Here is a 21,410-nt window from a genome sequence, read left to right on the forward strand (position 1 = left end):
GGCCTCTCCGCCGTGGTGCACCTGGCCGCGCTGGCCCGCGGCAACGGCCTGCCGCGCCGGCGCGTCGACGAGGTCCTCGGCGAGGTCGGGCTCACCGAGGTCGCCGGGCGGCGCGTCGGCACGTACTCGCTGGGCATGCGGCAGCGGCTCGGCGTGGCCACCGCCCTGCTCGGCGATCCCCCGGTGCTCATCTTCGACGAGCCGGTGAACGGCATGGACCCGGAAGGCGTCCGCTGGGCCCGCGGGTTGTTCCGCCGGCTCGCCGCCGAGGGCCGCACGGTGTTCCTGTCCAGCCATCTGATCGGCGAGATGGCGGCGACCGCCGACGAGGTGATCGTCGTCGGTCGCGGCCGGCTGCTCGCCGAGGGCCCGGTGTCCGAGCTGGCCGGTCCGTCCGGCTCGCTGGAGGACGCGTTCCTGGAGCTCACCGCGGCCAGCGTCGACTACCGGGCCGGGGGTGCGTGATGCGCGACCTGATCGCCGCCGAGTGGCTCAAGCTGCGCGCGTTGCCCTCGACCCGGTGGACCCTCGCGCTCACCGCGCTGGTCCTGGTCGCTGCCGCGGCTTTCGCCGCGCACACCAAGTCCCCCACCGACGAGTACGGCCTGAGCGACGGTTTCCCCCTGGCCGGCTACCTGGCACTGATCATCGTGGCCACCAGCTTCGGCGCGACCACGATGATCACCGAGCACAGCAGCGGCCTGATCCGCGCGACGGCGGTGGCGGTGCCCGCCCGCGCCGAGCTGGTGCTCGCGAAGGCCGCCGTGCTGGCCGCACTCTGGACGGTCGCCGGGGCGATCATGGCGTTCGCCGGGTTCACCGTGTCCGGGCTGATCCTCGGTGACGTGTCGTTCGCCCTGCCCGGCACGGTGCCCGCCCTGCTCGCGGCGACGCTGATCGCACCGGTGTGTGCCCTGGTCGGCCTGGGCCTGGCGGTGCTGCTGCGGCACGGCGGCACGGTCTACGTCTGCGGCATTCTGCTGCTGGTCCTGGCTCCGCAGCTGGCCGGCACCCACCAGGAGGCGACGAGGGCGGTCAACCACGCCATGCTCGTCCCGGCGTGGCAGCGGCTGACCCAGTCGTACGGCCCGCCGTCCGCCGTCGGCGACATCTACGCCACGGCCACCCAGGCCTGGCTCGCGTACGCTCTGTGGCCGTTGCTCCTGCTGCTCGCCGCCGTCCTGGTGTTCCGCCGCCGCGACGTCTAGGCCCGGGGTTCCGCCCGCCGCCCTCGGGCTGCGGCGGGCGGAACCCTGTTCAGGACGCCGCGCAGGCCAGGTTGGCCGGGGTGGCGTTCGCACCCGAACCGATCAGGCCGAACGTGGCGCTCGCACCGGCCGCCAGAGCGCCGTTGTGAGCCACGTTGCGCACCGTCACCGCGGGCGTCGACGACACCCCGTTCCACACCGAGCCGAGCGTCGTTCCGCTCGGATAGGTCCAGGTCACGGTCCACCCGGTGGAGGCCGCGGTGCCGGTGTTCTGCACCGTGACCTCGGCCTGGAAGCCGCCGCTCCAGGCGCTGACCGTCTTGTAGGTCGCGGTGCAGCCCTGGTCGCCGCTGCCGCCGCCGGTCGCGGTGGTGACGCTGCGGCCGGGCGAGGCCGCGGAGACGTTGCCGGCGGCGTCCCGGGCACGGACGCTGAAGGTGTACGCCGTGGCCGCCGTCAGTCCGGTGACGTCGTAGCTGGTGCCCGAGACGGTCGCCACCACGGTGCCGTTGCGCAGCACGTCGTAGGCGGTCACGCCGACGTTGTCGGTCGACGCGGCCCAGGTGAGCCGCACCCCGGTGGAGGTCACGTTGCTCGCCGCCGGCTGACCGGGCACGGACGGCGCGGTGCTGTCGCCCTCTCCCCCGCCGTCGCCGTAACGCTGGCCCAGGCTGATCCCGTTGGCGCCGAGCGGCGTCTGGTGGTCGAGGCCGACGAACTTACCGGCGTGCTGCCACAGCGCGGGCTTGAGCAGCGCGTACTTCTGCTCGTCCCAGGTCTTCCAGTCGTCGAGCAGCAGGCCGCCGGTGTCACCGGAGTTGGGGTTGAGCACCCAGAACGTCTGGTGCAGGCGGTGCTCCACGATCAGGTCGCGCAGCGCGGTCATCCACTTGTCCTGCCGGGCGTCCTGCCCGAGCCGGCCGCCCCACTCGCCGATCAGCAGCGGCGCGGTGCCGTTCTCATGCAGGTAGAACCAGTTCGGCCGCCACACGTCGTTGGTCAGCGTGGTCTTGTCGAACGGCTTGTCGAACCACGGCTGATTGAAGACCAGCGGCCCGTAGTCGTGCGGCGAGTAGACCAGCTGATCCTGGTTGGCGCCCAGGTTGATCGGGTGGTCCTTGACGCCGCGCAGGTTGCCGCCCCACCAGTTGTAGTAGTAGTTCGGCGACAGGTCCGGGTCGGTGTTCGGCGAGCTCCAGGTCTCGCCCTCGCGCGGGTAGACCTCCTGGCCCTCGACCAGCACCAGCACGTTCGGGTTGATGGCGAGGATCCGCTTGGCCGCCGTCTCCGCGGTGTGCTTCCAGTTGTCGACGTCGGTGGAGCTGTCCCACTTGGCGCGCTGGGTGTCGTTCGGCGTGCCGTGCGGCTCGTTCTTGATGTCCATCGCCACGATCGTGTCGTTGGTCTTGTAGCGGTTGGTCACCCACTCCCAGCCCTGGTAGAACAGCTCGGGCGTGATCGAGCCCTTGTACCAGACCGGGTAGACGTGGCCGGAGTTGTCGGCCTCGGCGCTGTGCACGTCCAGCATCACCTTGATGCCGAACTGCTTGCAGAGCTCCAGCCAGTAGTCGAAGATCTGCAGGCTGTTCTTGCCGGTGAGCTCCGGGTTGGCGTACGTGTTGACGTTGACCGTGCCGAACGTGCCGGCCTTCCACTCGAGCAGCAGCTGGGTGGAGATCGGCACGCGCACGATGTTGATGCCCCGGTCGGCCATCGACTTGGTGATCTCGGTGATGTTGCCGGACCACAGGCCGTGGAAGACCCGTTCGGAGGCGTTGAAGCCGAACCAGTTGGTGCCGGTCAGCCAGACCGGGTTGCCGGCCTCGTCCACGATCTGGTTGCCCTGCACGTGGAGCCAGTCGTTGGCCGGCACGGCGGCGGCCGCCGGCGCCGATGGCGCCATCAGGCCGGTGACCGCCAGCGCCAGACTGGTGGCGGCCGTGGCCAGGCGTTTCCTTCCCTTTCGGTCGAGCACGGTGGAACTCCTCAGGATGGGGGAACGGGAAGGAGCGGTGGGAGCGCTCCCATCGACATCTTGTAATGTCTGCCGCGCTGGGACAACCCTTTCGAGAAACCTTGTTTCTCAGGCGCCGCAGGTGTGCGCCGGCAGCCGGCGCCGCAGCCGCGAGGTCAGATAGCGCACCGGCGGGTGCAGCACGTCGGGATGCAGCATCCCGCCCGGCACCGGCGCCCAGGACCGCACGTCCACCCGGTAACCCGGCCCGTCGCAGGCCAGCGCCATGACCGTCAGGGCGTCGGTCACCATCTGCGCGAAGTCGGCGCCGTCGGCCCAGTCGAGGCAACGGCGGTGGACGGTCTCCAGCAGGGTCCGGCCGGCCACGCAGTCCAGCCAGTGGAACTGGGCCACCGCCCGCATCGCAGCGGCACAGTATGCCCGCACCTCGTCGTGCGCGGCCGCGGCGAGCTTGAAATATTCGGTGCACTCGGCGACGGCGGCCGGATCCTCGCCGCAGCAGGCGACGTCGGCCAGCACCGCGCTGGAGGCGAACAGCCGCTCGTCGACGTCACCGGCGACCACCGCGATCGCGTGCGCGGAGCGGGCCGCGCCGGCCGCCTCACTCAGGTGGACCGCCGGGTCGGCGCCGACGCAGTGCAGCCGCAGGTGGGTCTCGGCCAGCAGCATCGCGCGGACCGGCGGATCCCAGTCCTCATGGCGGTGCAGGGTGCGCAGCGCGTGATCGGCGTTGACGAGGACGGACCGGCGGATCATCGACAGCGCGTCGGGGCCGGACGACCGCCCCGGGCGCGGCGCCCGCGGCGACGGCGGCGACGGCACGGCGGCTCTGTTCTCGTCGGAGAGCACCCAGCCCCTTCCCGGCGCCGGCCGACCGATGATCACTGCGAGCACCGAGTCCGGCACGGGCCGTGATCAGATCCTCGTCTCCGAATCGGACGATGGGAAGGGCCGACCGTCCACTTCTTCCCTCGTCCGCGCATCCCCCGCCCGCATTCCGAACAGCAGCCGGGTGACCCGGGTGCGCCGGACGGCCAGGTCGTAGAGGACGAACATGATCAGGAAGGAGACGACGACGATGATCGGGTACTTCACCGCGATCGGCGCCCGCAGGCGCACCACGACGTAGGCGACCGTCACGACCACCGGCTGGTGCAGGATGTAGAGCGGCAGGGCGGCGGCGGCGAGGTAGCCGTAGATCCGCCGGTCACGGCCGGGCGGCCCGGCGCGCTCGGGCCGGGGCCGGTCGAGCAGGCCCAGGATCGCCACCACCCAGCACCAGCCGGCCAGGCTGAACAGCACCCGGGCCAGAACCGCGTGGCCGGTCATGTCGGTGAACGGCTCACCCTCGGCGGTGCTCAGCGCCGCCCCGGCCGCGCCGAACAGCAGGACGCCCGCGACCGCCGCGGCGCGCGCCTCCCGGCGCATCGCGGCCCGGATCCGGTCGTCGGCGGCCAGCGCGAAACCGTAGAGGAAGAACAGCAGGTACGCCCAGCGGCTCCAGCCCGCGAACGGCTCCTCCATGCCGTGCAGGGCGCCGACGACGGCGACCGGGACGGCGGGCAGCACCAGCAGCGCCCCGCGGTGGGCGACGGTCGCGGCGATCAGGTCGCGGGCCCGGGCAGCGTGGCGGGCGGGCAGCGCGGCCGCCGGGAGGCTGAGCAGCAGCGAGAAGGCGAGCAGCAGCACCACGAACCAGAGGTGACCGCTCTCGAAGTGCTCCCCCCGCACCAGGAACGGGAAGTCGGCGAAGCTGAGGTGGACGTCGAAGAACCGGGTGAGGAACCGCGGATAGGACTCGGCGTAACCGGGGTCGGCCGCCTTCAGCCGCAGCCACTGCGGCAGCGGCAACAGCGCCACCGTTGCGAACAGCAGCGGCACACCGAGCCGCAGCAGCCGCTCACCGGCGAAACCGCGCACGCCGCGGCGCCGCATCGAGTGCCACGACCCGAAGCCCGCGATCAGGAAGAGCGACGGCATCGCCCAGACCACGGCGAGCCCGGCCAGCCAGGTGATCGCCTCGGTGGTCTGCGCGTTCTTGACGTAGAAGTCGTCGCGCGCGTCGAAGACCAGCGCGGCGTGGAAGAAAACCAGGCCGAGCACCACGATCAGGCGGATCACGTCGAGCTCGGGGCGCCGGGGCGTCATCTCGCCGATGCTGCCGCACGCCCGCAAGAGACGGCAACCGGCCTGCGGTAGCGTTCCGGCATGGGCATCCTGGGCGTGGCCGGTCAGATCCTGCTCGGCGCGGCGCTCGGGTTCGCCGGCACCGGCCACCTGACCTTCGCCCGCGAGGAGTTCCAGGCGCAGGTGCCGTCCTGGGTGCCGCTCGACGCCGACTTCGTCGTCCTCGCCTCGGGCGTGGTCGAGATCTGCCTCGGTCTCGCCCTGCTGTCGGTGTGGCGCCAGCCGGCCCGCGGCATCGTCGGGGCGATCACCGCGGCGTTCTTCGTCGCCGTCTTCCCGGGCAACATCGCCCAGTTCGTCGAGCAGAAGGACGGCTTCGGAATGGACACCGACGCCGCCCGCGGGATCCGGCTGCTCTTCCAGCCGGTCCTGGTGGTGTGGGCGCTGGCGACGACCGGCGCAGTCCGGGTCCTGCGCCGGTCGCGAGCGTCCTAACGGTCGCGTTCGGCCACGATCGTGGTGTCCGCGCCGTGGCCGGTGTGCACGACGGTCTGCTCCGGCAGGCTGAACAGCTTCTCCCGGATCGACTCCACGATCAGGTCCTGGTCGGAGTACGACCGGCCGGTCGCCCCCGGCCCGCCCTGGAACAGGGTGTCACCGGTGAACACCTGGCCCAGCTCCGCCGCGTAGAGGCAGATCGCACCCGGCGCGTGCCCGGGCGTGTGCAGCACGGTCAGCGTCGTCCCGCCCACGTTGATCTGGTCGCCGTCGTTGAGGTCGACGTCCCACCAGGTCTCGTCGCCGTGGGTCAGCTCCCACAGCGGCCACTCCGCCGGGTGCAGCAGGATCGGCGCGCCGGTGCGCTCGCGCAGGGCCGGCGCCATCCGGACGTGGTCGTCGTGGGCGTGGGTGCAGACGATCGCGGTGACCCGGCGGTCGCCGACCACCTGGAGGATCGCGTCCACGTCGTGCGGGGCGTCGATCACCACGCACTCGGTGTCGTCGCCGATCACCCAGATGTTGTTGTCCACGTCGAACGTCTCGCCGTCCAGGCTGAACGTCCCGGCGACCACCCCGTGGTCGACTCGCGCGGCGCTCACAGGATCACCACCGAGCGCAGCACCGGCTCGGCGTGCCCGTGCATCCGGCCGAACGCGGCCTCGACGTCCTCGATGCCGATCTCCTCGGTGACGAACGCGTCCAGGTCGAGGCGGCCCTGCCGGTACAGGTCGACCAGCATCGGGAAGTCGCGGCTGGGCAGGCAGTCGCCGTACCAGCTGGACTTGAGCGCCCCGCCACGGCCGAACACGTCGATCAGCGGCAGGTCCGGCACCTTCATCTCCGGGGTCGGCACCCCGACCAGCACCAGCACCCCGGCCAGGTCCCGGGCGTAGAACGCCTGCTTCCAGGTCTCCGGCCGGCCGACCGCCTCGATCACCACGTCGGCGCCGTCGGCACCCTCGTACGTCTCGGCGGCGATCCGCTTGATCTCGGCGACCGGGTCGGTCTTGGACGAGTCGACCAGGTGGGTGGCGCCCAGCTTGCGGGCCGCCTGCAGCTTGCGGGCGTCGATGTCGACCGCGATGATCGGGCTCGCCCCGGCCAGCGCCGCCCCCGCGACCGCCGCGACACCCACCCCGCCGCAGCCGATCACCGCGACCGACTTACCGCGGGTCACCGCGCCGGTGTTGATCGCCGCGCCGATACCGGCCATCACCCCGCAGCCGAGCAGACCGACCGCGGCCGGCTGCGCCGCCGGATCCACCTTCGTGCACTGACCCGCCGCGACCAGCGTCTTCTCGGCGAACGCGCCGATGCCCAACGCCGGCGACAGCTCGGTGCCGTCCTCCAGCGTCATCTTCTGCTTCGCGTTGTGCGTGGCGAAGCAGTACTGCAGGTCACCGCGCTTACACGCCCGGCACTGACCGCACACCGCCCGCCAGTTCAGCACCACGAAGTCACCGGGGGCCACCTCGGTCACGCCGTCGCCGACCGACTCGACCACCCCGGCCGCCTCGTGGCCGAGCAGGAACGGGAAGTCGTCGTTGATGCCACCCTCGCGGTAGTGCAGGTCGGTGTGGCACACCCCGCACGCCTGGATCTTCACCACCGCCTCACCCGGCCCCGGATCCGGCACGTTGATCGTCACCAGCTCCACCGGCGCGCCCTTCGCCCGCGCGATGACGGCCTTCACCTGCTGCATCTCCGTGCTCCCTTCGGCCACAGCCGGACGGTCAAGTGGTCAGGATAGTGGTTGACCGAGCAACCATTCGGACATCCGGTCGATGCTGTTGCGCGCCGCCACCGTGAACGGGTCGCCGACGCACCCGTGCGCGGCGCCCGGCTCCAGGTGCACGGTCACCGGCACACCGGCGGCGCGCAGCTGGTCCGCGTACGCCTCGCCGGAAGCCCGCAGCGTGTCGGCCTCGCAGTTGAGGATCAGCGTCGGCGGCAGGCCGCCGACGTCGCCGTTGGCCGCGAACGCGTACGGATCCTTGAGCGTATCCGCGTCCCCCGCGTAGTGCAGGCTCATGTCGGCCACCCAGCCCGGCGTGAAGTTCACCGCCCCCGGCGTGCGGCGCACCGCGGCCAGCAGCTCGCCGGAGAGCTCGGGCAGCTCCGGGTGCACCGCCGGATAGACCAGCACCACCGACGCCGGCGCCCGCCCCGCACCGTCGCGCAGCCGTTTGCTCACGCCCGCCACGATGTTGCCGCCCGCGCTGGCCCCGCCCAGGTGCAGCCGCTCGACGCCGACTCCGAAACGGTCCGCGTTGCGCACGGCCCACGTCCAGCCGGCCAGCACGTCGTCGGACGCCTGCGGGAAGTGCCCGCCGTGCAGCGCCTTGCGGTAGTCCAGCGACAGCACCGCGATGCCACGGGCGGCCAGGGCGAGCGCCACGAAGTGCGCCTCGGCCATCCGCAGCGACCCGCTCACGAACGCGCCGCCGTGCACCCAGACGAAGCCGGCCTGCGGTGCGCCCGGGCCGTGGTAGAGCCGCGCCGGCACGCCGTCGATCGCCGGCTCGGTGACCCGCACCGCCGCCAGCTGCGGAAACCGGGCGAACAGCTCGGCGTCGGTGGGCCCGGTCTCCGGCATGTCCCCGGCGATCTCCAGCATCCGCACGAAGTCGGCCACCGGCGGCGGCTCGCCCGCCGAGGCCCGGCCCAGCACGGCCCGCTGCAGCGGGCGCGGCAGGCCGCGCACCACCCGCAGGGCGAGACCGAGCACGACACCACGGTTCATGAGGACCATCCTTTCGTACGCCCGGACGACAGTTCGGTGACCACCGCGTCGAACAGTTCCGTGTCGTAACGCCCGGCCCGCGCGGCCGCGCCGAGCGTCCCGTCCGCCGCAAGCTCCCAGCGCACCCGGTCCGGGTCGGCCCGCTCGACCGCCTCGTACCACTCCCGCAGCGGCCCGGCCATGCGCAGGTGCAGCTCGAAGTTGCGCCGTCGCCGGGTGGTGTCGGCCGCCCGCCGGCGCCGCAGCTCATCGCTCTGCGGCACCGTCACCAGCACGAGGTCGGCGAACCCGAGCCGCCGCGCCGCGACCGCCGCCCGGTTCACCTCGACCTCGCGCCGCCAGACCGCCGGGTCCACCAGGCCGAGTCGGGCGAGCGCCCAGGTGTAGTGCAGCTTCATCGGATCGTCGTCGCAGACCGCGAGCCCGGCGCCCGCCTCGCGCGCCAGCGCCTCCTGCCACCGGCGGCAGTTGACCTCGCACCAGAACTCCGGCGCGGGCCCGTCCGGTTCGGCGCCGCCCGGCGTGTACTCCTCGACCAGGTGTTCCGCGTGGTGCGCACGGCACCAGGTGGTCTTCCCGGCCGCGCTCGGCCCGCTCACCACGACGATCATCGGGCGGGCACGCACTCGTCGTCCATGGACGCCGACAGTAGGGCACGCCGCCCTTGACGGCCGGGTCGCCTCGGGCGAGCAGTCCCACGTCGCCTATCGCGGGCCGGCCCTGGCGCCGGGACGGCCCCACGGGCGAGGCGCGCTTCGGGCCGGCGCCGGTCAGCACTCGATGACGTTGACGGCGAGGCCGCCGCGGGCGGTCTCCTTGTACTTGATCTTCATGTCGGCGCCGGTCTCCTTCATGGTCTTGATGACCTTGTCGAGGGAGACGTGGTGCCGGCCGTCGCCGCGCAGTGCCATCCGGGCCGCGGTCACCGCCTTCACCGCGGCCATCCCGTTGCGCTCGATGCACGGGATCTGCACCAGGCCGCCGACCGGGTCGCAGGTCAGGCCCAGGTTGTGCTCCATACCGATCTCCGCGGCGTTCTCCACCTGCTCGGGCGTGCCGCCGAGCACCTCGGCCAGCCCGGCCGCGGCCATCGCGCAGGCCGAGCCGACCTCGCCCTGGCAGCCCACCTCGGCGCCGGAGATCGACGCGTTCTCCTTGAACAGCAGCCCGATCGCGCCGGCGGTCAGCAGGAACCGCACCACACCCTCCGGCGAGGCGCCCGGCACGAAGTCCAGGTAGTACCGCAGCACGGCCGGGATGATCCCGGCAGCGCCGTTGGTGGGCGCGGTGACCACCCGGCCGCCGGCCGCGTTCTGCTCGTTCACCGCCATCGCGTACGCCGTGAGCCACTCCATCGCGTGTTCGGGCGGGTTCCCGGCGGCCCGCAACTGCCGGGCGGTCGCCGCCGCCCGCCGCCGCACCTTCAACCCGCCCGGCAGCACGCCCTCGGCGTCCAGGCCCGAGTCGATGCACTCGGCCATCACCGACCACAGGTGCAGCAGCCCGGAACGGACCTCGGCCTCCGGGCGCCAGGCGGTCTCGTTCACCAGCATCAGCCGGGAGATCGACAGGCCGGTCGCGCGGGTCAGCGACAGCAGCTCGGCGCCGGAGGAGAAGGGGTAGGGCAGGGAGGTGTCGTCCGCCCGTACCCCGCGGGTCCGCTCGTCGACGACGAAGCCGCCGCCGACCGAGAAATAGGTCTTGCGCAGCAGCTCGGCGCCGTCGGCGCCGAGCGCGGTGAAGGTCATGCCGTTGGGGTGCTCGGGCAGCGAGCGCCGCCGGTGCAGCACCAGGTCGACCTCGAACGCGAAGCCGTCGGTGGACGGCTCGAGCGTGGTGTCGACCGTCTCCGGCTCCTCACCGGCCAGACCGAGCAGCACCGCCCGCGGCGTGCCGTGGCCGTGGCCGGTCGCGCCGAGCGACCCGAACAGCTCGGCGCGCACGGCGGTCACCGGCAGGCCGGTGAGCTGCAGCGCGAAGAGGCGGGCGGCGCGCATCGGCCCGACGGTGTGTGAACTCGACGGACCGATGCCGACCGAGAACAGGTCGAAGACGGACACGGCCATGCGGAGGCTCCCCTGGTCGGCGGGTGGGCCTCCCTCGCTCTGTCATGGGGCCTGAGAGCTTCACCGCGCGAGCGCGGTTTGCACCTTGGGCGCGCACCGGCGGACCGGCACGGCTTTCCAGAGTCGCCTGACCGCAGCGGTACGTGGGCCTGAGAGATTCTGAGGGAGAAGTTGCTCCTTCGGCGCCCCGTTCCCGGGGGCTCTCCCGCAGCGGCTGAGCGGCGAAATCTTCGGTTGTCGCTGGTGACGCTATCCAGGCCAGGGTAACGCGGTCAACCGGTGTAAAGCTTGTCGAGCAGGTGAGCATTGCGTTGCTCGACGATGCGGCGGCGCAGTTTCAGCGACGGGGTGAGGTCGCCGTCCTCCACGCTCAGGTTGCGTTCCAGGATGGTGAACCGCTTGACCGTCTCCCAGCGGCCGAGCCCGGTGTTGAGCTCGCTCACGTAGGCGTCGATCGCGGCCTGCAGCTGCGGTGAGCGCACCAGGTCGGCGTGGGTCTCGCCGGTGACGCCCTGCTCGCTCGCCCAGGCCCGCACGGCCACCGGGTCGAGGTCGATCAGCGCGGTGACGTAGTTGCGGCCCTCGCCGTAGACCACCATCTGGGTGGAGAGCGGGCAGATCGCCGCGAACCGGGTCTCGATCACCTGCGGGGCGACGTACTTGCCGCCGGAGGTCTTGAACAGGTCCTTCTTCCGGTCGGTGATCTTCAGCGAGCCGCGCGGGGTGATCTCGCCGATGTCGCCGGTGTGCAGCCACTCGCCGAGCTTCTCGTCGAAACCGTGGTAGCCGTCCATCAGGCCGGGGCCCTTGATCAGGATCTCGCCGTCCTCGGCGATGCGGACCTCGGTGCCGGGCAGCGGCAGGCCGACGGTGCCGTACTCCAGGTGCTCGAACCGGTTGACGAAGGCGCCGGCCGACGTCTCGGTCAGCCCGTAGCCCTCCAGGATCGGGAGGCCGAGCGCGTCGAAGAACTCGCAGATGTCCGCCGACAGCGCGGCCGAGCCGGAGAGGAAGAACCGCAACCGCCCACCGAAGCGGGCGCGCACCTTGCTCAGCACCAGCCTGTCAGCGATCCGGTGCTGGAACGCCAGCCCGGCGGGCACCTTCTCGCCGTTGCGGCGCGTGCGGGCGGCCTGGCGGCCGACCCCGACGGCCCAGTCGAAGAGCTTGGCCTTCACCCCGCCGTCCTTGTGCGCGGCGGCCAGCACGCCGGCGTGCACCTTCTCGAAGATCCGGGGTACGGCGGGCATCACCATCGGCTTGACCACGGGCAGGTTCGTGATGATCCGGGTGACGTCACCGTCGATCGCGGTGGGGTGCCCGACCGCGATCTGCGCGGCGCCGAGGGCCTTGCCGAACACGTGCGCCAGCGGCAGCCACAGGTAGCCGAGGTCGTCGGGGCCGACCAGGCCGGTCGCCTGCGTCGCGGTGGCCTGGTAGATCCAGCAGCGGTGCGGCAGGCGGACGCCCTTGGGCCGCCCGGTCGTGCCGGACGTGTAGATCAGCGTGGCGAGATGGTCCGGGGTGATCGCGGCGGTGGCCGCGGTGACCGCCTCGGCCGGCAGCGTCCTACCGCGTTCACGCAGCTCGTCGAGGGTGATCGCGCACGGGTCGGCGCCGTCGAAGAGGATCACCTGCTCGACCGGCGAGTCGAGCACCTTGGCCAGCTGCTCGGCGTTCTCCACGAAGGCGAACCGGCTGCCCGAGTCGGTGAGGATGTGCGTGACGTCCTCCGCCGACGAGGTCGGGTAGACCGTGGTGGTCGCCCCGCCCGCGCACATGATCCCCAGGTCGGCGTGCACCCACTCGATCCGGGTGCCGGACATGATCGCGACCCGGTCCTCCGCCCGCAGCCCGAGCGCGAGCAGCCCCGCGGCGATCTCCCGGGCCACCTGGCCCAGCTCCGCCCACGTCTCGGACTGCCACTCCCCGCCGGGCCCGGGCCAGCGGTAGGCCTCCGAGCCGGGCGTGCGCTCGATCCGGTCGTACAGCATCGCACCCAACGAGGGCGGGGCCGACTTCTGCGCTTGCTCCCAGGCGGCTAGCTCGTCCACTCCGGCCTCCGTCGATAGTGATGGCTGTCACATCAGGCGCGGCCAGGGTACGACACCGTACTTACAAGTTCCAGACCCTCGTGCGACGATGGCGGCGTGAGCGAGGCGGTCGTCTTCTTCAGCCCGCCGGAACGAGACCTCCCGCGCGGACGCCACGCCCTCGACCCCGGCGCGGTGCGAGCCGCCCATCGGGAACGGATCCTCGCCGCCTTCACCGAACTGGTCGCCGACCGCGGGCTGGCCGCGGTCACCGTCGCCGACGTGGTCAAGAGCGCCGCGGTGTCCCGGACGGCGTTCTACGCGGTCTTCGCCGACCTGTCCGCCTGCGCCGACGCCGCCTACGAACGGTTCGTCGCCGTCCTGCTGGAGCGGGTCACCGCCGCGGCCGCCGAGCCACAGGACTGGCTCGACCTGATCGCGGCGATCATCGACGCGTACCTCGACACCATCTGCTCCGACCTGGTGGTGACCCGCGCGATGATGCTGGAGATGGACGCCGCCGGCCGACCGGCGCGCAAGCGCCGCCGGCAGGCGCTCACCGGGATCGCCCGCTTCCTGCACGACCGGCACACCGAGTGGGTCGGCCGCGACTGCGGCCTCAAGCCGCTGCCGGTGGAGACCTTCCTCGGTTTCCTGTACGCGCTGCGCCAGCTCTCCTGCGACCTGCTCGACGAGGACCCGGAGCCGGACCTGCGCTCACTGCGCGAGCCGATGTTCCGCTGGGTCTCGGCGGCGGTGCTGGGCTCCCGGTGACCCGCCCGGTCGTGGCCGCCGGCGCCGCAAGCCATGGAGTACCTTCATGATGTCCGCGAATGCGCGGCAGGCAGGCAGGGTCCGATGAGCCAGCGAAGTGTACGGATAGACGTCCCGGCCGGCCTGAACGCGCCCAGCGAGGCCCGCCATGAGGTCACCGTCTCGCTGCGCGCCTGGGGTTTCACCGAGCCGCGCTGGCTCGACGCCGCCGCCATCGTGATCAGCGAGCTGGTCACCAACGCCGTGCAGCACGCCGGCGGCGACTCGGTGCCGATCACGGTGCAGGCCAGCGGCCGTTCGGTGCTGCTGTCGGTCGCCGACAAGTCCGCCGAGGCGCCGCGCCGGCGGCACCCCGACGACCGCGGCGGCCGCGGGCTGATGCTGATCGACGCGCTCTCCGCCCGGTGGTACGTGCAGGACGACGGCGGCGGCAAATGCGTGAACGTCGAGCTGCAGCCCTACCCGGGTGAGGTCCGGTGAGAATCAGCCGGCAGCACGACGGGGACGTCGTCCGGGTGGCGCTCGCCGGTGAACTGGACCTGGCCAGCAGCGCCGGCGTCCGCGCGGACCTGGAGCAGCTGGTGCGTGAGCTCCAGCCGCGGCGCCTGCTGATCGACATGGGCGCGGTGAGCTTCTGCGACTCCACCGGCCTGGAGGCGCTGCTCTGCGCCCGGTCCGCCGCCGCCGAGCGGGGTGTCGACTTCGGGCTGGTCAACGTCCACGGCGGCACGCTCGTGACGCTCCAGATCACCGGGGTGCTCCCCCTGATGGTGCGGGAGCCCGACGCGGGATGACCTCGCCCGGCCCGCGTCCACGCCCGACCTGGCTGGTCGTCGTCCTGGTCGCGGTCGCCTACACGATCGGCGCCCAGCTCGCCTTCGTGGTCTTCGACGCCACCTCCATCGTGGTGCTGTTCCTGCCCTCCGGCGTCACCCTGTCGGCCCTGCTGCTGTGCCCCGCCCGCCAGTGGCCGTGGATCCTGCTCACCATCGCGGTCACCGAGATCGCGGTGGACCTCTCGCACGGTCTGGCGCTCGACTCCGCGCTCGGCCTCGCCCTGGCCAACACCGCGGAGCCGCTCACCGGGGCGGTGCTGCTGCGGCACTTCGTACCCGGGCCGGTGAACCTGGTGCAGCGCCGCCACCTGCTGGCCTTCCTGGGCTGCTGCGTGGTGATCGGGCCGCTGGTGGGCGCCCTGATCGGCGGCACCACCATCGCGATGTTCCAGGGCCGCGGGTGGGTGGAGTCGTTCCTGCCCTTCTGGGCCGGCGACGCGACCGGCGCCCTGACCGTGGCCGGCACCGTGCTGGCCTGGCGGCACCGGCCGCAGCCGGGCACCGGGCCGGCGCTGCGCTGGGCGCTGGCCGTGCTGCTCACCGTGGCGGTGACCGCCCTCAGCTTCTGGCCGCAGCAGCTGCCGCTGTTCTACCTGCCGATCCCGCTGCTGTTCTGGTTCGGTTTCCAGCAGCGGCTCGCGGTCACCATGACCGCCGGCCTGGCGATGACGGTCACGGCCAACATCATGACCAGCCTCGAGTACGGGCCGTGGGCCGCCCTGCAGGGCCCGATCGCCTTCCGGACCGCCACCCTGCAGCTGTTCCTGGCCGTCGCGGTGGTCGGCGCGTGCCTGCTCACCGTCGGGGTGGCCGAACGCGACAGCGCCCGCTCGGCCACCGACGCGGAACGCGCCGCCCGCCGGCGGGTCGCCGCGGTGCAGTCGCTGACCGCGCAGCTCACCCGGGCGCCCACCTCGTCGGCGATCGCCCGGGCGGTCGCCGGGGGCGGCCTGCTCGGCGAGCGGTGCGCGGTCGCGCTCGCCGGGCCCGCGCAGCTGTCGCTGCACACCGCCGAGCACCCCGAACCACGGCTGCTGCCGCTCGCCGCCGGCGGGGTGCCGGCCCGGGCGGTACGAACCGGGCAGCCCGCCCTGCACCACGACCCGGCGACCGACCGCACCGAGCTGGGCGTGCCGGTCAGCGACCACGCCGGGCCGGTGCTCGGCGCCCTGAGCTTCGCCTTCGCCCCGGGCACCGAGGTCGACGCGGACACCATCGACTTCGCGCGGACGCTGGCCGACCTGACCGCGCAGGCGCTGCGGCGGGCCCGGCTCTACGAGCGGGAGGTCAGCGCCGCCCGCCAGCTCCAGCAGGCGCTGCTGCCCGCGCACGTGCCCGAGCTGCCCGGCCTGCGGATCAACGCCGGCTACCGGCCGGCCGACCGCACCCACGACGTGGGCGGCGACTGGTACGACGTGTTCTCGCTGCCCGGCGACCGGATCGCCTTCGCCGTCGGCGACGTGGTCGGCCACGACCTGGCCGCGGCCGCCGCCATGGCGCGGCTGCAGGCCGTGCTGCGCGTGCTCGCCCAGTCGGCGCCGGGCCCGGCCGAGGTGCTCAGCGGCCTGGACGCGGCCAGCGCCCTGGTCCACGGCGCCCGGATGTGCACCGTCGGTTACGCCGACTACCACCCCCGGACCCGGCGGCTGCGCTACGCGTGCGCCGGCCACCCGCCCCCGCTGCTGGTCACCGGCGGCGAGGGCGCCTTCCTGTGGGAGGGCCGGTCCCTGCCGGTCGCGGTCGGCCCCGCGCCCCGGACCGCCGCCGAGGTGGAGGTCCCGGCCGGCTCGCACCTGATCTGGTACACCGACGGCCTGGTGGAACGCCGCGACGAGACGATGTACGCCGGCCTGGACCGGCTGGCCGCCACCGCCGGCGCGGTGGCCCGGGAGGACGCCGGCGATCCCTGCCGGGCCCTGCTGAACCGGATGGCCCCCACCGGGCCCGCCTCCGACGACACCGTCGTGCTCTGGATCAGCTTCGACCAGCCGTAACGCTCATGTCCCCGGCCCGGCCGCCGATGCACTGGTCCGGACGGCTCGCGCGTGCGGGCCCGTGGCGAGGAGGACCATTGAACGGGCCCGAGGAGCGTTGGTTCGGCGTCGGACGCAGCCTGCTGGCGGATCCCGCCGAAGCCGGGGCGCAGGCCTGCCGGGAGGCGCTCGGCGGCCGCCCGGCCACCCTGCTGATCGTCTTCGCCTCGCCGTCGCACTCGACCCCGGAGATGGCCGCCGCGGTGCACGCCGCCGCCGGCGGGGACGTGCTGATGATCGGCTGCTCCACCTCGGGTGAGTTCACCACCGACGGGCGCGGCGCCGGCGTGGTCGTCAACGCCCTCGGCGGCCCGGGCTTCACCGCCTCGGTACGCGCCGTCCCACACCGCAGCATGGACCTGTACGAGGCCGGCGTGGCCGCCGCCGGCGGGCTCGACGACGTCGACGCCGAGCACCGCGTGGTGCTGCTGCTCGGCGACGGGCGCAGCGGCGACCAGCAGGAGATGGTGCGCGGCGCCTACTCGGTGGCCGGCGCCCAGGTGCCGCTGGTCGGCGGCTGCGCCGGCGACGACATGACCCAGACCGGCACCTGGCACTTCTTCAGCTCCGGCCGGGACCTGAAGGTGCTGTCGAACGCGGTGCTCGGCGCCACCCTCGGCTCGCCGTCGCCGTTCGGCATCGGCATCGCGCACGGCTGGCACAAGACCGGCGAGCCGATGGTGGTCACCCGCAGCGAGGGCGGCAAGATCTACGAGCTGGACGGGGAGCCGGCCCTCGACGTCTACCTGCGCCGCACCGGCGGCGCCCCGGAACTGGCCGGCGACCCGGGCGCGTTCCTGAACTTCGCCACCGTACGGCCGCTGGGACTGGCCCGCCGCACCGGTGAGGACATCCGGATCATCTTCGAGGCGGACGCCGCCGAGCGGTCCATCTCCGGCCTGGCCGACAACCCGGAGGGCGCCCTGGTCTGGTTCATGGAGGCCGACCCGGAACGGATCGTCGACGCCACCGCCGACGCCGCGGTCGCCGCCGCCGAGGCGGTCCCGGACCCGCTCGGCGTGCTGGTCTTCGACTGCTGCGTGCGCGCGCTCGCGCTCGGCGACGACCGGGCCGAGCAGGCCACCGAGCGGCTGCGCGACGCGGTCAAGCCGATCCCGTACGGCGGCTTCTACTCCAACGGCGAGATCGCCCGCGAACCCAACGCGAAGGGCATGCACCACCTGACCGTGGTCGCCCTCGCGGTGAGCTGACGCGCGACCATGGCCGGCTGGTCGACCCTTCAGCTCACCGAGTTCTTCAGCGCCATCACCCGGGCCGGTGACCTGGGCAGCGCCGCCCGTACCGCCGTGCAGCGGGCGGCCGAGTGCACCGACGCCGAGGTGGCGGCCGTCGTCTGCGACGGCGCGGTCGTCGCGTCGGTGGGGCTGGGCCGCAACCCCGACCCCGCGGTGTTCACCCGGCTCGCCGCCGGCGCCGACACCGCCACCCTGCCCGGGCTCGGGCCGGCGCACGTCACCGTGCACGTGCTGGACCGCGACAGCGACGACCGGCTGATCGTGGCCCGCGCCGACGAGCCGTTCGCCGCCGAGGAACGGCAGATGCTGCAGGGCATGGGCCGGGTCCTCGGGCTGGCCCTGCGCGGCCTGCGCACCCTGGACAACGAGCGGCGGCTGCGCCACGAACGTGAGCAGGAGGCGGAGTCCCGGCTCGTCCTGCTGCAGGCCCTGGAACGGCGGGAGCGCCTGCTGGAGGCGCTGCTGCGGGTGCAGCGGGCGGTCAACCTGGGCCGCCCGCTGAAGGAGGTGCTCGACGCGATCACCGAGGGCGCGACGACGCTGCTCGGCGGCGCGGCCGTCACGCTGGCGCTGCGGGACTCGGGCGAGACCGTCCACGGCGAGTCCGCGCCGGTCCACATCGGTGAGAACCCGGCCGGCGCGCTGGTGCTCACCGGCGACGCCGCGGGCGTCCCCGAGGCGGAACGGCGTGACGTGCTCGCCGCCTTCGCCGAGCAGGCCAGCCTGGCGCTGACCGGGGCGCACACGCTGGCCGCCGTGCACGAGGCGCAGCACGACCCGCTGACCCGGCTGCCGAACCGTACGCTGTTCCACCAGCGGGTCGAGCAGGCCGTGGCGACCGGCGCCCGGGCCGCCGTGCTCTACCTGGACCTGGACCTGTTCAAGCAGGTCAACGACACGCTGGGGCACGCCGCCGGCGACGAGCTGCTGCGCGGGGTGGCGGACCGGCTGCGTGCCGCGGTGCGCGAGACCGACATGGCCGCGCGCTTCGGCGGCGACGAGTTCGCGGTGCTGCTGGAGCCGCTCACCGGCGAGCAGCAGGCCCGCGACATCGCCCAGCGGGTGGCCGACTCGATCGCCCGCCCGTTCGACATCGCCGGGCGCACCGTGCACACCCGGGCCAGCGTCGGCATCGCCCACCGCCGGGCCGGCCGGTCAGCGGACGGGCTGATCGAGGACGCCGACTTCGCCATGTACCGCGCCAAGCGGTCGAGCCCGGGAAGCTGTCAGGAGTTTCTCAGCGCGGCCGCCAGCCACGCGAACAGCGGCGCCGGCGGCGGGGACGTGTCCTGGCCGTTGAGCACCATCAGCAGCGCCTGATACCGCGCGTAGCGGGCGTCGCAGTATTTCTCGACCCGGTCGGCCAGCTCGGCGCGCCGGCCCGGGGACAGGTCACCGGCGACGGCGGCGGCGATCTCCCGGCCCCGCGCCGAGGCCGGGTCCACCCCCGCGTCGACCGCGGCTCGCACGCGGTGCAGCACCGGCCCGTGGCCCTCGATCGCCCGCAGGCAGTGCCGGACCGCCGGATCGGCGGCCAGCTCGCTCAGCTCCACCCAGGCGTCGAGCTGCTCGGCGGTCGGCGCCGGCGGCAGCTCCGCCGGCAGTCGCCGCCGCATCGCCGCGGCCCGCCCGGGATCGTCCGGGTGGATCGCGGCGGCCAGCTCCTCAACGAACGCGTCGATCACGCGCTGCCGTTCCATCCGACCAGTCTCGCGCAGACGCCCGCCCGGCGAATCTGCCAAAAGTCGTAGACCGAAGGATCACAGCTTGACGCCGTTGGCCCACCACCAGCCCTTGAGATAGCCGATCTCCCGGCCGCCCCAGTACCAGCCCCACTCGGTGATCGGCTCCGGGTACTGGCCGAGCTCGTCGAAGACGATCTTCGCCTGGGGTTTCAGGCCGGCCAGGCAGTAGTAGACGGCCATCCACTGCTGGCACAGCGACAGCGGCCCGGCGCCGTGGGAGCCGCCCCGGTACTTGGCGATCCACTGGTCCAGCTCGTGGCGCACCTCGGGCCGGCGGAAGTATTTGCGGCACAGGTTCAGCGACCGGCGGGTACGCACGTCCCAGGCGAACTCGCGCATCGCGTACTCGAAGTGGGCGAACAGCGGCAGCAGCGTCGACTTGTGGCCGGGCGGGGCGATCGCGGCCACCCCGCGGGCGATCGCGAACATCTGCTCGTGCGAGCCGTACCACTTCTCGCAGCGCAGCATGATCGCCGTACGGTGCAGCTCGAAGTTGACCGGATCCCGCCGCCGCCCCTCGGCGAACACCGCCTCGAACGAGGTCTCCACGGTGCGCCGGTCGGCGAACATGGTGCCGAGCAGGGTGGTCAGCGGCACCGGGTCGCTCGGGTGGGCCAGCGCGATCGCCCGGCGCCCCACCTCCGCGGCCGCCTCGGAGAGCGCCCGGAAGTTCTCGAACTGCTCGGCCGAGGTGCGCGCCGCCGACGCCGAACCCCGGGCGTCCGCGGCCTGCCGGTGCAGCAGCATCGCCTGGATCAGCACCGCGGCCGGATCCGCCGGCTCGGCGCGCAACCACGCGTAGAGCCACCGGTCGTCCTCACCCGCCATGCCGGCGAACGCGCTGATCCGCCAGTCCCGCAGGTCCCAGTCGGCGCCGGCGTCCTCGATCGCCTTGCGCACCGGCCGCCAGTCACCGCGGTGGGCCCCGTCGCGTGCGTCGCGCAGCACCGGATCGGTGAGCTCAGGCTCCTCGTCGAACTCCGGGATCTCCGGCAGCGGGCTGCCGTAGAAATGCCGCAGGAAGACCCGCGCATAGAAGAACATCGCAGGATGGTAGACCAGAAAGTCAGATCCGGTTGGCCCACATCCAGCTCTTGAGGTACCCGTATTCGTCGCCGGCCCAGAAGTACGCCCACGCGGTCGCGGCCACCACGTACTGGCCGAGCTCGTCGAAGAGCGCCTTCGCCTCGGGCCGCCGGCCGGCCAGCGTGCAGTAGAGCGCCTGCCACTGCCGGCAGGTCGAGAGCCGCCCGGTTCCCGGCGTGCCGGCCCGCCACTTGGCGATCCAGTGGTCGAGCTCCTGCTGCACCTCGGGACGGCCGAAGTACCTGCGGTGCGCCTTCAGGGTCTTCTCGGTGCGCTCGCCCCAGCCGAACTCGAGCATCGCGTACTCGAAGTGGGCGAACAGCGGCAGCAGCGTCGAGCTGTGCCCGGGCGGCGCGGCCTCGGCGACCTCGCGCGCGGTGGAGAACATCAGCTCGTGCGAGCCGCCCCACTTCTGGCAGCGCAGGCTGATCGCGGTCAGGTGCAGATCGAAGTTGTACGGATCGCGCCGCCGCCCCTCGTCGAACACCTCGTCGAAGGAGGCCGCCCGGGCGCCCCGGTCGGCGAACATCGCGCCCAGCATCTCCACCCACGGCAGCGGGTCGCGCGGACCGGCCAGCGCCATCGCCCGGAGGCTGACCTGCGCCGAGGCCTCCGACAGCTGCTCGAACCCGAGGAACTGCTCGGCCGAGGTGTTCGCCGCCGAGGCGCTGCCCCGGGCCTCGCCGGCGCGCTGGCCCAGCATCGTCGCCTGGATCAGCACCGCGGACGGGTCCGACGGGTACGCCCGCAGCCAGGCGTAGAGCCAGCGGTCGTCCTTGGCCGCCAGGTCGCTGAGCACGCCGACGCGGCGGCCGCGCAGCTCCCAGTCCTCGCCCGCGGCCTCGACCACCTGGCGGGCGGCCGGCCAGTCACCGTGCCGGGCCCGCTCCCGCGCGTCCAGCAGCGCGTGGTCGTTCATCGCCCGGTCGGCGTCGAACTCGGGCACCTCCGGCAGTTCCTCACCGGACATGGCACGGAAGATGTAGCGCGCGGTCCTGAACATCGGCAGATGTTAAACGACAGGCGT

At 73.0% G+C, this 21,410-nt stretch carries 21 protein-coding genes and 1 riboswitch; of the genes, 9 read left to right on the forward strand and 12 right to left on the reverse strand.

Going from position 1 to position 21,410, the window contains the following annotated elements; genetic code table 11:
* Together AB0F81_RS31520 and AB0F81_RS31525 are read left to right on the forward strand one after the other, a co-directional pair.
* On the forward strand, positions 1-465 hold a 465-nt coding region (locus AB0F81_RS31520; RefSeq protein WP_360203104.1), incomplete at its 5' end, for an ATP-binding cassette domain-containing protein.
* Positions 465-1,208: an ABC transporter permease gene (locus AB0F81_RS31525; RefSeq protein ID WP_360203106.1), complete on the forward strand. Its 744-nt coding sequence runs from the start codon at positions 465-467 to the stop codon at positions 1,206-1,208. The genes AB0F81_RS31520 and AB0F81_RS31525, both read left to right, overlap by 1 nt.
* A gap of 49 nt (positions 1,209-1,257) precedes the next feature.
* On the opposite strand, the gene AB0F81_RS31530 is transcribed toward AB0F81_RS31525, so the two are convergent.
* From AB0F81_RS31530 to AB0F81_RS31540, 3 genes are all read right to left on the reverse strand, one after another.
* Positions 1,258-3,111, reverse strand: coding sequence for a cellulase family glycosylhydrolase (locus AB0F81_RS31530; protein WP_360203168.1), 1,854 nt, complete (start codon positions 3,109-3,111; stop codon positions 1,258-1,260).
* Positions 3,112-3,291: 180 nt separating this feature from the next.
* Positions 3,292-4,068 carry a hypothetical protein gene (locus tag AB0F81_RS31535; RefSeq protein WP_360203108.1) on the reverse strand — a complete coding sequence of 259 codons (777 nt, stop codon included), beginning with the start codon at positions 4,066-4,068 and terminating at the stop codon, positions 3,292-3,294.
* A gap of 30 nt (positions 4,069-4,098) precedes the next feature.
* Positions 4,099-5,331: an acyltransferase family protein gene (locus AB0F81_RS31540; protein ID WP_360203110.1), complete on the reverse strand. Its 1,233-nt coding sequence runs from the start codon at positions 5,329-5,331 to the stop codon at positions 4,099-4,101.
* 60 nt (positions 5,332-5,391) lie between these two features.
* Here AB0F81_RS31540 and AB0F81_RS31545 point away from each other — a divergent pair, with 60 nt between their 5' ends.
* Positions 5,392-5,805, forward strand: coding sequence for a hypothetical protein (locus AB0F81_RS31545; RefSeq protein ID WP_360203112.1), 414 nt, complete (start codon positions 5,392-5,394; stop codon positions 5,803-5,805).
* Here the strand turns inward: AB0F81_RS31545 and AB0F81_RS31550 are convergent.
* The 6 genes from AB0F81_RS31550 to AB0F81_RS31575 form a co-directional block, all read right to left on the reverse strand.
* Positions 5,802-6,410 carry an MBL fold metallo-hydrolase gene (locus AB0F81_RS31550; RefSeq protein WP_360203113.1) on the reverse strand — a complete coding sequence of 203 codons (609 nt, stop codon included), beginning with the start codon at positions 6,408-6,410 and terminating at the stop codon, positions 5,802-5,804. The genes AB0F81_RS31545 and AB0F81_RS31550 overlap by 4 nt on opposite strands.
* The gene (locus AB0F81_RS31555; protein WP_360203114.1) at positions 6,407-7,513 is read right to left on the reverse strand and encodes an S-(hydroxymethyl)mycothiol dehydrogenase; all 1,107 of its coding nucleotides are present in this window, start codon (positions 7,511-7,513) and stop codon (positions 6,407-6,409) included. The genes AB0F81_RS31550 and AB0F81_RS31555 overlap by 4 nt, the downstream gene beginning before the upstream one ends.
* Positions 7,514-7,552: 39 nt before the next feature.
* A complete protein-coding gene (locus AB0F81_RS31560; RefSeq protein ID WP_360203116.1) occupies positions 7,553-8,554 on the reverse strand; it encodes an alpha/beta hydrolase fold domain-containing protein in 1,002 nt (333 codons plus the stop codon).
* A complete protein-coding gene (locus tag AB0F81_RS31565) occupies positions 8,551-9,180 on the reverse strand; it encodes a hypothetical protein (RefSeq protein ID WP_360203117.1) in 630 nt (209 codons plus the stop codon). Before AB0F81_RS31565 ends, AB0F81_RS31560 begins: the two co-directional genes overlap by 4 nt.
* A 144-nt stretch (positions 9,181-9,324) precedes the next feature.
* Positions 9,325-10,620, reverse strand: a complete 1,296-nt coding sequence (locus AB0F81_RS31570) for an L-serine ammonia-lyase (RefSeq protein ID WP_360203119.1) — start codon at positions 10,618-10,620, stop codon at positions 9,325-9,327.
* Positions 10,621-10,747: 127 nt separating this feature from the next.
* Positions 10,748-10,838: riboswitch (glycine riboswitch) on the reverse strand.
* A 54-nt stretch (positions 10,839-10,892) separates the two neighbouring features.
* Entirely contained in the window at positions 10,893-12,674 is a 1,782-nt protein-coding gene (locus AB0F81_RS31575) for a long-chain fatty acid--CoA ligase (protein ID WP_360203121.1), read from the reverse strand.
* Between the two features lie 96 nt (positions 12,675-12,770).
* Between AB0F81_RS31575 and AB0F81_RS31580 the strand changes: the two genes are divergently transcribed.
* From AB0F81_RS31580 to AB0F81_RS31605, 6 genes are all read left to right on the forward strand, one after another.
* Positions 12,771-13,427, forward strand: a complete 657-nt coding sequence (locus AB0F81_RS31580; protein WP_360203123.1) for a TetR/AcrR family transcriptional regulator — start codon at positions 12,771-12,773, stop codon at positions 13,425-13,427.
* A gap of 84 nt (positions 13,428-13,511) precedes the next feature.
* Positions 13,512-13,907, forward strand: coding sequence for an ATP-binding protein (locus tag AB0F81_RS31585; protein WP_360203124.1), 396 nt, complete (start codon positions 13,512-13,514; stop codon positions 13,905-13,907).
* On the forward strand, positions 13,904-14,221 hold the full coding sequence (locus tag AB0F81_RS31590; protein ID WP_360203126.1) for an STAS domain-containing protein: 318 nt from the start codon (positions 13,904-13,906) through the stop codon (positions 14,219-14,221). The genes AB0F81_RS31585 and AB0F81_RS31590 overlap by 4 nt, the downstream gene beginning before the upstream one ends.
* Positions 14,218-16,257, forward strand: coding sequence for a SpoIIE family protein phosphatase (locus tag AB0F81_RS31595; protein WP_360203127.1), 2,040 nt, complete (start codon positions 14,218-14,220; stop codon positions 16,255-16,257). Before AB0F81_RS31590 ends, AB0F81_RS31595 begins: the two co-directional genes overlap by 4 nt.
* A 77-nt stretch (positions 16,258-16,334) precedes the next feature.
* Entirely contained in the window at positions 16,335-17,507 is a 1,173-nt protein-coding gene (locus AB0F81_RS31600) for an FIST N-terminal domain-containing protein (RefSeq protein ID WP_360203129.1), read from the forward strand.
* A gap of 9 nt (positions 17,508-17,516) precedes the next feature.
* Complete coding sequence (locus AB0F81_RS31605; RefSeq protein WP_360203131.1) at positions 17,517-18,872, forward strand: GGDEF domain-containing protein; 1,356 nt, start codon at positions 17,517-17,519, stop codon at positions 18,870-18,872.
* On the opposite strand, the gene AB0F81_RS31610 is transcribed toward AB0F81_RS31605, so the two are convergent.
* The 3 genes from AB0F81_RS31610 to AB0F81_RS31620 are packed head-to-tail and all read right to left on the reverse strand — an operon-like array spanning position 18,779 to position 21,386.
* Positions 18,779-19,252, reverse strand: a complete 474-nt coding sequence (locus AB0F81_RS31610; RefSeq protein WP_360203133.1) for a hypothetical protein — start codon at positions 19,250-19,252, stop codon at positions 18,779-18,781. The genes AB0F81_RS31605 and AB0F81_RS31610 overlap by 94 nt on opposite strands.
* A 60-nt stretch (positions 19,253-19,312) precedes the next feature.
* A complete protein-coding gene (locus tag AB0F81_RS31615) occupies positions 19,313-20,341 on the reverse strand; it encodes a hypothetical protein (RefSeq protein ID WP_360203135.1) in 1,029 nt (342 codons plus the stop codon).
* Positions 20,342-20,363: 22 nt separating this feature from the next.
* Positions 20,364-21,386, reverse strand: coding sequence for a DUF4034 domain-containing protein (locus AB0F81_RS31620; protein WP_360203136.1), 1,023 nt, complete (start codon positions 21,384-21,386; stop codon positions 20,364-20,366).
* Positions 21,387-21,410: the final 24 nt, after the last annotated feature.

This window comes from Actinoplanes sp. NPDC024001 (assembly GCF_040638955.1).
Lineage (GTDB): Bacteria > Actinomycetota > Actinomycetes > Mycobacteriales > Micromonosporaceae > Actinoplanes.